A 12,308-nucleotide genomic window follows, 5' to 3' on the forward strand; every position below is an offset into this window, starting at 1 on the left:
CGCGCAAGGCCGGCACCCGCTGCCGGAGAACCCGAGCGGCGGGTGCCGGCGCGGGCCCGGCGCCGTGCTTCCGTGCGCCCTTGCCGCCGCTAGCGTTCCGGCGCTAGCGTCGAGGCATGGCGAAGACCCAGCTGAACGTGCGCGTGGACGAGGGCACCGCCCGTGCCGCCCGCGAGCGCGCCCTGGCCCGCGGCATGAGCGTCAACCGCTACATCGAAGAGCTGGTCAGACAGGACACCGGCGAGGCGGGCCGCACCTTCGTCGAGGCCGCCGCCGACTTCATGAAGCAGTACGAGTCCGTGTTCGCCGAGGAGTTCACCGAGACCCGCGGCACCGACGCCGGTGAAGGCCGCCGCTGATCCCTTGAACGATCTCAGTATCGACCTCGCCTGGCTGCTCATGCTCGCCGAACAGAAGACCCCGGGGGATCCGCAGGTCACCGACTGGGGCGCCCTGGTCGCCGCCGTCGCCCGGCACCGGGCCGAGATATTCGGCGTGCCCGTGTACGACACCCCGCACGCCCGCGCCGCCTCCCTGCTCCAGCTGCTCATCCACGTCCCGGCGCTGGAACGGGCCAACGCACTGTTCGCCTCGGCGGTCGCCTACGCCTATCTGGTCGCCAGCGGCGAGAAGGTCGCCACCACACCCGAGCAGGTCCGGGACCTGGCGCGGCTGGTCAAGGACGGCTCCGCGAGCGTCGAGGACATCGCGCGGGAACTGCGCGGCTGGAGCCTCTGATCAGCGGGCCTGCGGCTCGTCCGGCCGCCAGGCGACGCCCAGCGCGCAGTAGGAGGTCGGCAGCGTGGGGCCCCTCTCCGGCAGCAGTACCTGTCGGTGCGGGCCGAGGCGGAATCCCGCGGCGCGCAGGGCGGCGACCGGCTCCCGGGAGAGATGACAGCCGCCGTTCAGCGTCGGCCACAGGGTGCGGTCCAGGGCCTGCTGGGTCACCGTCATCAGCCGGCCGCCGCCCCGCCCGTGCTCGAAGAACCGCACCTCGCCGCCGGGCCGGAGCACCCGTCGTACCTCGCCGAGCGTCCGCGCGACGTCCCGCACGCTGCACAGGACCAGCGACAGCACGGCCGCGTCGAACGCCTCGCTCTTGACCGGCAGGGCCTCCGCCGCGCCCGGCACCACGTCGACCGGCACCTCGGCACGCAGCGCGGACTCCAGCGCCAGCTGCCTGAGCAGCGGCTCGGGTTCGATCGCCACGACCTCCGCGACGGTGCCGGGGTAGTGCCGGAAGTTCAGCCCGTTGCCCGCGCCGATCTCGATCACCCGCCCGGCGAGCCCGGCGAGCAGCCGTTCCCGCATCCCGGCCATCCCGAGCCGGGACTCGGCGCCGACGCTGATCCGGGCGTAGTAACGGGCGAACAGCGGATGGTGGACGGGGCCCCGCGCCACCTGGCCGGAACGGGTGGACAGCAGCCGCATGGCAACCTCCCTGGACAGCACGCCCCTGGGAAGAGTGTCCCCCGGTCCACCCCGGCGCACCCCCACCGAGCGGACTGCGGCACGCCCAGCCGCGCGCGGGGTCGGCCACCGCAGATCGCGCGCGGGGAGGCCCGCCTGGCGCGGGTGCCCGTCACCGCGGCGGAGGGGCCGGCGCCGTTCCCGGTGAGCTGGTGGTCACCGGGGCGCCGTCACCAACGCCCCGACCCGGCAGCGGCACCCCGTCGGCTTCGGTCACCAGGCACCGCTGCCGCGCCCCGCCGACGCCCTGGCCCGGTCCGGCGGCGGCATCCTGCCGGCTTCGGTCACCAGGCACCGTTGAAGGGGTCCCGTCGACGTTCGGGTCCGGCCCGGCGGCGGTACCCCGTCGGCTTCGGTCACCAGGCACCGCGGCCGCGTCCCGCCGACGCCGTGACCCGGTCCGGCGGCGGCATCCTGCCGGCTTCGGTCACCAGGCACCGTTGAAGGGGTCCCGTCGACGTTCGGGTCCGGCCCGGCAGCGGCACCTTGTCGGCCGCGCCCATCGGACACCGCTGCCGCGCCCCGCCGACATCCTCCCCGGTACGGCTACGGGGCCTCCCGTACCCGGAACGCCTCCGCGTCCCATGTGCCGTCCAGGCGGGGGGACAGCCAGGTCGGGGCCGCTGTGCGGAACTCGGTGGGGGGCAGGGCGGCGGCGCCGGCGGGCAGCGCGCCGAGCAGCGGGGCCGCGGCGACCTCCGGCAGGTCGGCGACGTTGCAGCGGGTGGCGAGATCCGGCGTGGCGGGCCAGCTGCCGATCACCACACCGGCCAGCTCCAGGTCACGGCGCAGCAGTTCACGTGCGGTCAGCTCCGTGACGTTGAGCGTGCCGAGACCGGCCTGGGCGACGACCAGCACCGGCGCCCCCAGGAGCTTGGCCGCGTCGGCGAGCGTGCCGCCGGCCGCGTCGAACCGGACGAGCAGCCCGCCCGCTCCCTCCACCAGCACCAGATCGTGCTCGGTGGCCAGCTTGGCGGCCCGCTCGGCCACCTCGTGCGGATGCACCGGCGCCATCCCGGCCCGCCGGGCCGCCGTACCCGGCGCCAACGGCTCGGGAAACCGGGCGAGTTCACCGGTCGTGACCGGGCCCGCGAGGCGCGCGACCTCGTCGGCGTCCCCGCGCTCGTCCGGCCCCACGCCCGTCTGGGCGGCCTTCAGCACGGCCACCGAGCGTCCGGCCGCGAGCGCCGTGGCGGCGACGGCGGCGGTGGTGACCGTCTTGCCGATCTCCGTACCCGTCCCTGTGATCACCAGTACCGGCATGTCATCCCTCCCGCGCGGCGGCGCACACCGCGCGCGCGATCCGTGCCACGTCCTCGTCCGAGGTGACGTACGGCGGCATCGTGTAGATCAGGTCGCGAAACGGGCGCAGCCACACGCCCGCCCGTACGGCGGCCTCGGTCGCGGCCTTCATGTCCACCGCGTGGTCGAGCTGGACGACCCCGATCGCGCCGAGGACGCGGACGTCCCGCACCCCGGGCACGTCGAGCGCCGGCGCCAGGCCCTCCCGCAGGGCCGCCTCGATCCGCTTGACCTCCGCGAGCCAGTCCTGTCCCCGCAGCAGCTCGATGGAAGCGCAGGCCACGGCCGCGGCCAGCGGGTTGCCCATGAACGTCGGCCCGTGCGCGAGCACCGGCACCTCGCCCCGCGAAATGGCGTCGGCGACCCGCGGGGTGCACAGGGTGGCCGCCATCGTGAGATAACCGCCGGTCAGCGCCTTGCCCACGCACATCACGTCCGGGCTGACGGACGCGTGGTCCGCCGCGAACAGTGCGCCGGTGCGGCCGAAGCCGGTGGCGATCTCGTCGAACACCAGCAGCACGTCGTGCGCGTCGCACGCCTCGCGCAGCACCTGCAGATACGCGGGGGAGTGGAACCGCATCCCTCCCGCGCCCTGCACCACCGGCTCCACGATCACGGCGGCCAGCTCGTCGGCGTGCCGCGCGATGAGCTCCCGCAGATGGTCCGCGTACGCCTCCTCGTACCCGGCGGGCGGCGCGTCCGCGAACACCTGGCGGGGCAGCACGCCGGTCCACAGCTGGTGCATCCCGCCCTCGGGGTCGCACACGGACATCGGGTTCCAGGTGTCGCCGTGGTAGCCGCCGCGCCAGGTCAGGAGCCGCTGCTTGCCCGGCCGGCCGAGCGAGCGCCAGTACTGGAGGCACATCTTCACGGCGACCTCGACCGACACGGACCCGGAGTCGGCCAGGAAGACGTGTTCCAGACCGTCAGGCGACATGTCGACAAGGAGCTTCGCGAGCCGGACGGCGGGCTCGTGCGTGAGCCCGCCGAACATGACGTGGCTCATCCGCCCGAGCTGCTCGCGCACGGCCTCGTCGAGGACCGGGTGCCGGTAGCCGTGGATGGCCGACCACCACGACGACATGCCGTCGACCAGCTCGCCGGACCCGTCCGCCAGCCGCAGCCGGACCCCGCTCGCCGCCTCCACGACGAGCGGTTCCGCGCGCCCGGGCATCGGGCCGTACGGGTGCCACACGTGCCGCCGGTCCAGCTCCAGCAGCTCCGGCACACCGAGCTCAGGCATTGGGCGCGAGATCCGTCCCGGCGCCCCGGCGGCGGACCGCGACCAGGTCGGTCCGCGGCTCGCCGGCCGGCGCCGACCCGCAGACGCCGCCGCCCTCGTGGCAGCCCCCGGTGTCCCCGCAGCCCCCGGCCTCCGTCCGGTGCTCCGGCAGCGTCACCTGGTCGGCGCCCTCCACCTCGAATCCGGCGTCCGCGATCATCTCCAGGTCGGCCTTGCCGGCCTGGCCCTCGCTGGTCAGGTAGTCGCCGAGGAAGATGGAGTTGGCCAGGTGCAGTGCCAGCGGCTGCATCGTGCGCAGGTGGACCTCACGGCCGCCCGCGATCCGGACCTCCACGTCCGGGCAGACGAACCGGACCATCGCGAGGATCCGCAGGCAGCGCTGCGGAGTGAGGTTCCACTCCTTGGCCAGCGGGGTGCCCTCGAAGGGGATCAGGAAGTTCACGGGCACCGAGTCCGGGTCCAGCTCACGCAGCGAGAACACCACGTCGACCAGGTCCTCGTCGCTCTCGCCCATGCCCGCGATCAGGCCCGAACAGGCGGACAGGCCGGCCGCGTGCGCCTTGTGCACCGTGTCCACCCGATCGGCGTACGTGTGGGTGGTGGTGATGTCCCCGTACGTGGACTCCGAGGTGTTGAGGTTGTGGTTGTACGCGTCCGCGCCGGCCTCGCGCAGCCGTTCGGCCTGGCCGTCGGAGAGCAGGCCGAGGCAGGCGCACACCTCGACGCCCTCGTTCTGCTCCTTGATGGCCTTGATGGTCTGCGAGACCCGGTCCACGTCCCGGTCCGTCGGGCCGCGTCCGCTGGCCACCAGACAGACCCGCTTGGCTCCGCCCGCGAGGCCCGCCGCGGCGGCCTGGGAGGCCTCGTCCGGCTTGAGCCAGGTGTACTTCAGGATGTCGGCCTTCGAACCGAGCCGCTGGGAGCAGTACGAGCAGTCCTCCGGGCACAGGCCCGACTTGAGGTTCACCAGATAGTTGAGTTTCACCCGGCGCCCGAACCAGTGCCGGCGCACCTTGCCGGCCGCGGCCACCACGTCGAGCAGGTCGTCATCGGAGGTGGCCAGCACGGCGAGCGCTTCCTCGCGGGTCGGCAGCTCGCGCCGAAGCCCCTTGTCCACCAGCGTGTTCAGCAGGTCCATGGGGCCTGATCCTGTCCTACGGGACCGCCCCGGGCCAAGGAGACTTCGCACAACGGAGCAGGTTCACCGTGTGGGTATTGCCACACCCTGGGTAGCCGGCCGTACCGCTAGGGTCTGTCCGCTACCTACAAAAGCACCGGAGGACCCATGGCGTTCGGCTGGATCGACGAGCAGGCCGGGGCGCGCCGCCGCGCCGGACTGGTCCGCACCCTGCGTCCGCGCCCCGCCGACACGCCGCTGCTGGATCTGGCGAGCAACGACTACCTGGGCCTGACCCGCCATCCGGAGGTCGTCGAGGGAGCGGCCGGGGCCGCCCGGACCTGGGGCGGCGGCTCCACCGGTTCCCGGCTGGTCACCGGTACGACGGTCCTGCACTCCGAACTGGAGCGGGCGCTGGCCGCGTTCTGCGGGTTCGAGGCGGCCCTGGTGTTCTCCTCCGGGTACGCCGCCAACCTCGCCGCGGTCACCGCGCTCGGCCCGCACGGCTCGCTGATCGTGTCCGACGCGGGCAACCACGCCTCCCTCATCGACGGCTGCCGGCTCGCCCGGGGCGAGACGCAGGTCGTCGGGCACGCCGATCCCGAGGCCGTGCGCAAGGCCCTGGCCACGCACACGGGTGCCGCGATCGTCGTCTCCGACACGGTGTTCTCCGTCGACGGGGACCGGGCACCGCTGACCGCGCTGGCCGAGGCGTGCCGGGAGCACGGCGCGGGACTGGTCGTGGACGACGCGCACGGGCTCGGCGTGCTGGGCGAGGGCGGCCGGGGCGCGCCGTACGCGGCCGGGCTCGCGGGCGCCGAGGACGTGGTCGTCACGGCCACCCTGTCCAAGTCGCTGGGCAGCCAGGGCGGGGTGGTGCTCGGCCCGGCCCGGGTGATCGACCACCTGGTCAACGCGGCCCGGACGTTCATCTTCGACACCGGCCTGGCACCGGCGGCGGCCGGTGCCGCGCTGGCCGCGCTGCGGCTGCTGGAACGCGAGCCCGAAAGGGCGGCTCGGGCCCGCGAGGTGGCCGCGGAACTGTACGCACGGCTGACCGCCGCGGGTCTGGAAGCGGTGCGTCCGGACGCCGCGGTGGTCTCCGTGCGGGCTCCTTCCTCGGAGCGGGCGGTGCGCTGGGCGGCCGACTGCCGTACGGCAGGCCTGGCCGTGGGCTGTTTCCGTCCTCCCTCCGTGCCCGACGGCATCTCACGGCTGAGGCTGACCGCCCGGGCGGACCTCTCCGGGGCGGAGATCGAACGCGCTGTACGAGTGATCGGCGAAACGCGACCATGAGTCGGCGTACACGGCCGTGTGTCGCACGAGGGTGACGAACGGGGGACGGGTCCGGATCAGGGGCGGGTGACCCCTGATCAGATCCTGGTGACGAACTCCGCCCAGCTGCCGGCGGAGAAGAGCAGCGCGGGTCCGGCGGGGTTCTTCGAGTCGCGCACGGCGAGCAGTCCGGCCGCGGGGCCGGAACGCGGCCGGGCCGTCTCCACGCAGTTGTTCGCGCCCGTGCTGTAGCTGCTGCGCAGCCAGCGCACGGCGTGCAGGTCGGTACTGGCAGGGACGTTCCGAGGCAGAGCTGACATGGTGCCTCCTTACGCGCCGTCACCTATCCCGGCGATGTAGTCCAACGATTCCTCGGGGGAAAGGGCGTGGAACTGAAGGGTGTTGAAGGCCTCGGAGTAGGCCATGAGGTCTTCTTTCCGCTCCAGGTAGAGGCTACTCGTCAACTGGTCGAGAACAACCACGTCCAGATCAGAAGTGCTCGGAAATGAGAAGATAACGAAAGGCCCGGTGAGTCCGACATGCGCCCCCGCGGCGAACGGCAGCACCTGGAGCCGTACCTGGGGCAGCCGGGCCGCCTCCATCAGCCGTTCGAGCTGCCGGGCCATCACCTCTGGGCCACCGACCTCGCGGCGCAGCACCGCCTCGTCCAGTACGGCGCTCAGCACCAGCGGCGGATCGGACCGCAGCACGTCCTGCCGGGCCAGGCGCACCTCCACCAGCGTGTCCAGGCGGTCCTCGTCCAGGTCCTTCACGGCCGCCCGGGTCACCGCGCGGGCGTACTCGGGCGTCTGGAGCAACCCCGGCACCACGGTCGTCTCCAGGGTGCGCATCGCGCTCGCCTGCGACTCCAGGCTGATGAAGTCGCGATAGGTGGGCGGCAGCACCCCGCGGTAGGCGTGCCACCAGCGGTGACGGCCGCCCGCGTCCTCCGCCCCCGCCAGCATCAGCAGCAACTCGCGCAGATGCGTGTCCCGCACCTGGTAGGCGTCGAGCAGTAACCGCAGATCGGCCGGTTTCACACCGCTGGCGCCGGTCTCGATGCGGCTCACCTTCGACTGGTGCCAGCCGACCAGCCGGGCGGCCTCACCGCTCGTGAGCCCCGCACCGGTGCGCAGCATGCGCAGTTCGGCGCCCAGTTTGCGGCGGCGCACTGCCGGACCGTTCTGCATGGGCTCCTCCTTACTCCTTCCGGGCCGCCCACATACGGTCTCGCGTCGCAGAGTTCACCGCTTCGAGCGACAGATATATGCATATCTTGGTGGATCGCTCCCTGTGACCGCGCGTTGGTGGCAGTCTGGCGAACAAGCACCAGTCCGGGACCGTACTCGAACCCTCCGCCACATGTCGGACCACGGCCCCATGGGAAAGGGACGACGTCGCCATGGCAGACCACCTGGAAGCATCCGTCACTCTGCCGAGCGATCCAGCCTCGGTCTCGGCCGCCCGCTCCTACGTCGTGGGCACCCTGGCGGAGTGGGGCCTGCCGTCCGACACCGACGTCGCCGACACCGTGCGGCTCATCGTCTCCGAACTCGCCACGAACGCCGTACAGCACACCTTCGGCCAGTCACCCACCTTCACGGTCGACATCGCGCTGCACCATGACGAACATCTGCGCATCGGCGTCACGGACAGCCATCCTCGCTTCCCGAAGAGACTGCCCGCCGCCGTCCAGCAGGACAACGGCCGCGGCATGGTGATCATCCGCTGGCTCACGGCCGAGTGCGGCGGCAGACTCCGCATCCGCCCCACGCGAGAGGGCGGCAAAACGGTCTCGATCGAACTCCCCTGGACGCTCCCGACGGCCCCGGTACCGGCGCGCCGGCAGGAGCCCTAGCCGTCCGGACAGGGCCGGGGTGTCCGTGCCCCTCTCCCGGCCGAGCGGCACACGGCAGGCACACGGCGGCCGGCGGCTCGGCGCGCCCGGTCGGCGTCTCCCCAGCCCGGTGCTGACCAGCGCTCCGTGACGGCGGACGTACCTCCGGCGGCCGGGAAGGTGCCGAGCCCTGGCGCGCCCCCGATGAGCCCGGTGAGCCGCGCCAGTTCGTTCCGGGCCGGCTTCGGCTCGCGCGGCCGCCGGGACTGGACGGCCGGCGGGACTGGGTGGCCGGCGCGTGACCGAGCGGGTCGGCCGTCCGGGTGATCGGGCGGACTGTGCCGCCGGGCCGTGGTCGGTGCCGGACCGGTCGCCATGGGAGGCGCCGGTTTCACCGTGGTCGTACGCGACGTCCCCGCACCGCGCCGGCGCGGTCCGCGGGACCGGCGACGGCGGGCGGACTCCCGGTGCGCACCGCCCTGGCAGTGACCGGCGTCGCGGCCGTCCTGGCCGCCGGGCCCGCGCGTTCCGGGCGCCCCCGTTGCCGGGCGGCGCCCCTGTGCTCCAGCTCGGGGGTGCGCACCGCGTGGCGCTCCCACGGCCCACGCAGAGGCCGGAGGAAGCCGTGGTCGGGGACGCCTGTCCGCCCCGGCAGGCGTCCGCGGCGGCCCCGGGCCGCCCGTGGGTCCCGGGCGGGCGCCGGGGCGGCGCCGGGAGCGGCCCTGCTGCTGGAACCGCTGTCGGTCTGGGGGCGGGTCCCTGCCCGGCCTGAGGGCGGGTCAGCTGACCCGGCCGTACCAGACGCTCTTCGTCCAGATCTTCTCCAGCTTCACCACGTCCCCGGTCTTCGGGGCGTGCCAGATCTTGCCGTGACCGGCGTAGATGCCGACGTGGTAGACGTACGAACCCGAGTGGAAGAAGACCAGGTCGCCCGCCTTGCGGCTCCTGGAGGAGATGTGGTGCGTCTTGTTGTACTGCTGGGCGGCGGTGCGCGGCAGCTTCTTGCCGGCCTTCTTGTAGGAGTAGAGCGTCAGCCCCGAGCAGTCGAACCGGCGCGGCCCGGTGGCTCCCCACGCGTACGGGGCACCCTTCTTCGAGGCCGCGACCTTGAGTGCTTTCGTCGCCAACGTCGCGGCGGAGGCGTCGGTGGCGAGGCCGGGCACCGCGATCGAGCCGCCCACGGCGGCGAGGGTCAGAGCCGAGGCCGTGCCGGCCCGGGCCATCAGCGGCGGGACACGATTGAGCGCAGTCATGCGCAACCCTTCGTCAGCCGCCTGTGAAGGATGACCTGTCGGATTCGGGCTGGCGAAGTTGCCCGGCCGCGTTGCCACGGCTTCACCCCAAGGGTTGCCCGGAGCCGACGACCGTCCGTGGTGCGGACGAACATCTGTTCCGGCGACCCGTCTTGCTCGGGTCCTCCACTCCTGCCGATCCACTCCGTCGACCGGTCATCCGGGCGGCGGCAGGACTCGGCGTCCGCCCGGATCGCCCCGCCGCGGTGGCGGGGGCTTGTCGTCAGACACGGATCTTGGCTTACGACTGTCCGAAAATCCCAACGGAATCGGGGATTTGTGGCGTTACTCACCACTCACCCGTTCGGGTGGACACTGCTCTGTTCGAGCGTCCGTCAGATCCCGGACGTAGCCCCCGACCTGGGGCGAAGCGCCTCTCAGCGGCTCATGCGGTGGCGCTTGGCGCAACTCGGAAGGCCCGGAAAACGATCTGGATGTACACCGGTCGGCGGTACGTCGTTCGGGCCGTTTCAAGTGCCGTCCGAACGACGCGTGTCGACGCGTGGGGCCCACCGAGCCCGAGGAGCGTCCGGCTCAGCCGACGCCGTCCGGCGGGAGCGCGACGCGAGCGGCCCGGCGCTCACCGTCCAGCACCCGCAACGCCCGTGCCAGCGTGTCCCCGTGCAGCTCCGTCTCGCCCCGCTGGTGCATCAGTGCGAGCGCGTCCCGCAGCTCTGCCGCCTTGCGCACCAGGGCCTGGGCCGCGCGCAGCCCGCGGTAGGTGTCCCCGGGCCGGGCCGGGTTGATGCGGCCCAGCAGGTCGACCGCCTCCAGGTAACGGTCGATCAACTCACCCTCCGCGCAGGTCAGCGCGGGCAGCGGTGGGAGGTCCGGCAGCATGAGCGGCTCACCTCGCGTCCGGTGCGCCGGGCGTGTCCCGGCGGCTCGGCACGATGCCGTCCACCAGACCGTAGGCGACCGCCCCGGCGGCGTCCAGGATCAGGTCACGCTCCAGATCCTCGTGGACCTGCCCGGCCGTGCGCCCCGTGTGCCGCGCGAGCATCTCCGCGAGCGTCGCGCGGATCCGGGTCAACTCCTCCGCCTGGATGAGCAGGTCGCTGGGCTGTCCGCGCACCGGCTCCGGCAGCGCGGGCTGCTCGATCACCATGCGGGCGCCGGGCAGGGTGAACCTCTTGCCCGGCGTGCCGGCCGCGAGCAGCACCGCGGCCGAGGCGGAGGCCTGGCCCAGGCAGTAGGTCGCCACGTCGCAGCCGACGTACCGCATCACGTCGTAGATCGCCGTCATGGCGTCGAACGAGCCGCCCGGCGAGTTGACGTACAGCGTGATGTCCCGGTCCGGCGCCGTGTGCTCCAGGTACATGAGCTGCGCCGTCACGTCGTTCGCCGCCGCGGTGTCGACCGGCGTGCCGAGGAAGACGATCCGGTCCTCGAAGAGCTTCGCGTACGGATCGAGGGTGCGTGTGACGCTCCCCGTGCGCTCGGTGAACTCGGGCAGGACATGTCGGGCGGACGGTCGGAGCATGGGCACACCCTTCCTCGCAGCGGAGCCGCCTTCGGCGAGCTCTCTGTAAAAAATGTACAGGACGTACAGTGAGTTGGGGGGCTGGACACCGTAACGGTTCATCAGGACAGCGCATGGACGCGGGCCTAAGCTGGAGGTGTAAGCGATCATTTCCGGGCTGGTCCCGGTGGGTGCCGCCCGTCGTCGGAAGGCTCCACACCGTGGGTGCGAAAGTCAGAGCCGCGCTCGTCGGAACAGCGGTCGCGTCATTGGTCATGGGCGGAACGGTGGCGAACGCGGCCCCGTCGGACGATTCGCCGCAGGACATCTTCGAGAAGGCCGCGCCGGGCACCGTCCACGTGATGGGCGAGACCAGGGTGGGAAGTGGCTTCATCTACGACGCCGACAAGGGGCTCGTCGTCACCAACGCGCATGTCGTCGCGGGGGAGAACGCCCTCAAGGTCGTCGTCCAGGACAAAGGGGAGGTGCCCGTCCGGATCCTGGGCACCGATCCGTGCGAGGACGTCGCCGTCCTGCAGTTCAGTACGCCGCAGGAGGACCTCAAGGCGTTGGAGTTCGCCGACAGCCGCGACGTCAGGGCCGCCGATGCCGTCACGGCCATCGGCTACCCGGCGTCCTTCGAGAAGAACGTGGAGGCGCAGAAGCCCGTCTACACCGCGGGCAGCGTCCAGTCGCCGAACGTGCCGGCGGATCCCTCGCCCTCCCTGCCCCACTACGCGGACACGATCCAGCACTCCGCCGCGATCAACCCAGGGAACTCCGGAGGGCCGCTCCTCGACGCCGACGGCAAGGTGATCGGCGTGAACACTCTGGGGAACCCCGAGGCGGAGGGGCAGTACTACTCGATCAGCAGTGACCACGTGCGCCCGCTGCTGGACGGGCTGGCCTCCGGTGAGAGGCACAACGACCCCGGTTGGCAGGTCGGCTCCCTGGACGACCCGGACCTCAGCGCCCCCTACCGCGACGATCCCAAGACGGAGCGGCTGGTGGCCGACACGCAGGAGCGGTTGCTGAAGGACGGCACCAGCGGGTTGTTCGTGGAGAACGTGGCGACCAACTCGGAGGCGGCCAAGGCCAACCTGGAGGCCGGTGACGTGATCACCGCGGTCAAGGACACTCCCGTGGCCACGGTCGGCGACCTCTGCGACGTCCTGCAGTCCGCGGCTCCCGGGGAGAAGCTCCCGCTCGAAGGCAAGTACAGCCTCAATTCCGGCGCGACGGCGGACGACGGCCACGTCATTCGTTTCGGTGAGGACTGGACCACCGATCTGCTCCTGCCGAAGAAGTAG

Annotated in this window: 14 protein-coding genes and 1 riboswitch; of the genes, 5 read left to right on the forward strand and 9 right to left on the reverse strand. The window is 72.4% G+C overall.

Annotation, left to right across the window (positions count from 1 at the left end; all coding sequences use genetic code 11):
* Positions 1 to 116 precede the first annotated feature (116 nt).
* Both ACH4LD_RS18920 and ACH4LD_RS18925 read left to right on the forward strand, forming a co-directional pair.
* On the forward strand, positions 117 to 359 hold the full coding sequence (locus ACH4LD_RS18920; protein ID WP_189817279.1) for a toxin-antitoxin system HicB family antitoxin: 243 nt from the start codon (positions 117 to 119) through the stop codon (positions 357 to 359).
* Between the two features lie 4 nt (positions 360 to 363).
* Positions 364 to 738, forward strand: a complete 375-nt coding sequence (locus tag ACH4LD_RS18925; protein ID WP_398056413.1) for a fic family toxin-antitoxin system, toxin component — start codon at positions 364 to 366, stop codon at positions 736 to 738.
* Here ACH4LD_RS18925 and ACH4LD_RS18930 read toward each other — a convergent pair whose 3' ends face one another.
* The 4 genes from ACH4LD_RS18930 to bioB all read right to left on the reverse strand — a co-directional run bounded on the left by ACH4LD_RS18930 (position 739) and on the right by bioB (position 5,153).
* On the reverse strand, positions 739 to 1,431 hold the full coding sequence (locus tag ACH4LD_RS18930; protein WP_398056412.1) for a class I SAM-dependent methyltransferase: 693 nt from the start codon (positions 1,429 to 1,431) through the stop codon (positions 739 to 741).
* Between the two features lie 585 nt (positions 1,432 to 2,016).
* Positions 2,017 to 2,733 (reverse strand): dethiobiotin synthase, encoded by a 717-nt coding sequence (gene bioD / locus ACH4LD_RS18935; RefSeq protein ID WP_398056411.1) that lies wholly within the window; start codon positions 2,731 to 2,733, stop codon positions 2,017 to 2,019.
* A 1-nt stretch (position 2,734) separates the two neighbouring features.
* Positions 2,735 to 4,015, reverse strand: a complete 1,281-nt coding sequence (locus ACH4LD_RS18940) for an adenosylmethionine--8-amino-7-oxononanoate transaminase (protein WP_398056410.1) — start codon at positions 4,013 to 4,015, stop codon at positions 2,735 to 2,737.
* The gene (bioB, locus tag ACH4LD_RS18945; RefSeq protein ID WP_398056409.1) at positions 4,008 to 5,153 is read right to left on the reverse strand and encodes a biotin synthase BioB; all 1,146 of its coding nucleotides are present in this window, start codon (positions 5,151 to 5,153) and stop codon (positions 4,008 to 4,010) included. Before bioB ends, ACH4LD_RS18940 begins: the two co-directional genes overlap by 8 nt.
* 147 nt (positions 5,154 to 5,300) lie before the next feature.
* On the opposite strand from bioB, the gene ACH4LD_RS18950 reads away from it, so the two are divergent.
* On the forward strand, positions 5,301 to 6,428 hold the full coding sequence (locus ACH4LD_RS18950) for an 8-amino-7-oxononanoate synthase (RefSeq protein WP_398056408.1): 1,128 nt from the start codon (positions 5,301 to 5,303) through the stop codon (positions 6,426 to 6,428).
* 77 nt (positions 6,429 to 6,505) lie between these two features.
* Here ACH4LD_RS18950 and ACH4LD_RS18955 read toward each other — a convergent pair whose 3' ends face one another.
* Positions 6,506 to 6,727: a DUF397 domain-containing protein gene (locus ACH4LD_RS18955; RefSeq protein ID WP_103815651.1), complete on the reverse strand. Its 222-nt coding sequence runs from the start codon at positions 6,725 to 6,727 to the stop codon at positions 6,506 to 6,508.
* A gap of 9 nt (positions 6,728 to 6,736) precedes the next feature.
* Entirely contained in the window at positions 6,737 to 7,597 is an 861-nt protein-coding gene (locus ACH4LD_RS18960) for a helix-turn-helix domain-containing protein (protein ID WP_398056407.1), read from the reverse strand.
* Between the two features lie 212 nt (positions 7,598 to 7,809).
* Between ACH4LD_RS18960 and ACH4LD_RS18965 the strand changes: the two genes are divergently transcribed.
* A complete protein-coding gene (locus ACH4LD_RS18965; RefSeq protein ID WP_398056406.1) occupies positions 7,810 to 8,265 on the forward strand; it encodes an ATP-binding protein in 456 nt (151 codons plus the stop codon).
* Positions 8,266 to 9,023: 758 nt separating this feature from the next.
* Here ACH4LD_RS18965 and ACH4LD_RS18970 read toward each other — a convergent pair.
* The 3 genes from ACH4LD_RS18970 to ACH4LD_RS18980 form a co-directional block, all read right to left on the reverse strand.
* Positions 9,024 to 9,497, reverse strand: coding sequence for a C40 family peptidase (locus ACH4LD_RS18970; RefSeq protein ID WP_398056405.1), 474 nt, complete (start codon positions 9,495 to 9,497; stop codon positions 9,024 to 9,026).
* A 3-nt stretch (positions 9,498 to 9,500) separates the two neighbouring features.
* A riboswitch (cyclic di-AMP (ydaO/yuaA leader) is annotated at positions 9,501 to 9,729 on the reverse strand.
* A gap of 341 nt (positions 9,730 to 10,070) precedes the next feature.
* On the reverse strand, positions 10,071 to 10,376 hold the full coding sequence (locus ACH4LD_RS18975) for a hypothetical protein (RefSeq protein ID WP_132788400.1): 306 nt from the start codon (positions 10,374 to 10,376) through the stop codon (positions 10,071 to 10,073).
* Between the two features lie 7 nt (positions 10,377 to 10,383).
* Entirely contained in the window at positions 10,384 to 11,019 is a 636-nt protein-coding gene (locus tag ACH4LD_RS18980) for an ATP-dependent Clp protease proteolytic subunit (RefSeq protein ID WP_398056404.1), read from the reverse strand.
* Between the two features lie 254 nt (positions 11,020 to 11,273).
* Here ACH4LD_RS18980 and ACH4LD_RS18985 point away from each other — a divergent pair, with 254 nt between their 5' ends.
* A complete protein-coding gene (locus tag ACH4LD_RS18985) occupies positions 11,274 to 12,308 on the forward strand; it encodes a S1C family serine protease (protein WP_398056403.1) in 1,035 nt (344 codons plus the stop codon).

The sequence above is a fragment of the Streptomyces sp. NPDC017676 genome (assembly GCF_044329325.1).
GTDB lineage: Bacteria > Actinomycetota > Actinomycetes > Streptomycetales > Streptomycetaceae > Streptomyces.

Bases quoted from the DNA above. Each gene is read 5' to 3' on its own strand.
- ACH4LD_RS18980 (WP_398056404.1), bottom strand. From the start codon at position 11,019: ATGCTCCGACCGTCCGCCCGACATGTCCTGCCCGAGTTCACCGAGCGC.
- ACH4LD_RS18940 (WP_398056410.1), bottom strand. From the start codon at position 4,015: ATGCCTGAGCTCGGTGTGCCGGAGCTGCTGGAGCTGGACCGGCGGCAC.
- bioD (WP_398056411.1), bottom strand. From the start codon at position 2,733: ATGCCGGTACTGGTGATCACAGGGACGGGTACGGAGATCGGCAAGACG.
- bioB (WP_398056409.1), bottom strand. From the start codon at position 5,153: ATGGACCTGCTGAACACGCTGGTGGACAAGGGGCTTCGGCGCGAGCTG.
- ACH4LD_RS18955 (WP_103815651.1), bottom strand. From the start codon at position 6,727: ATGTCAGCTCTGCCTCGGAACGTCCCTGCCAGTACCGACCTGCACGCC.
- ACH4LD_RS18920 (WP_189817279.1), top strand. From the start codon at position 117: ATGGCGAAGACCCAGCTGAACGTGCGCGTGGACGAGGGCACCGCCCGT.
- ACH4LD_RS18975 (WP_132788400.1), bottom strand. From the start codon at position 10,376: ATGCTGCCGGACCTCCCACCGCTGCCCGCGCTGACCTGCGCGGAGGGT.
- ACH4LD_RS18950 (WP_398056408.1), top strand. From the start codon at position 5,301: ATGGCGTTCGGCTGGATCGACGAGCAGGCCGGGGCGCGCCGCCGCGCC.
- ACH4LD_RS18970 (WP_398056405.1), bottom strand. From the start codon at position 9,497: ATGACTGCGCTCAATCGTGTCCCGCCGCTGATGGCCCGGGCCGGCACG.
- ACH4LD_RS18985 (WP_398056403.1), top strand. From the start codon at position 11,274: ATGGGCGGAACGGTGGCGAACGCGGCCCCGTCGGACGATTCGCCGCAG.
- ACH4LD_RS18960 (WP_398056407.1), bottom strand. From the start codon at position 7,597: ATGCAGAACGGTCCGGCAGTGCGCCGCCGCAAACTGGGCGCCGAACTG.
- ACH4LD_RS18965 (WP_398056406.1), top strand. From the start codon at position 7,810: ATGGCAGACCACCTGGAAGCATCCGTCACTCTGCCGAGCGATCCAGCC.
- ACH4LD_RS18930 (WP_398056412.1), bottom strand. From the start codon at position 1,431: ATGCGGCTGCTGTCCACCCGTTCCGGCCAGGTGGCGCGGGGCCCCGTC.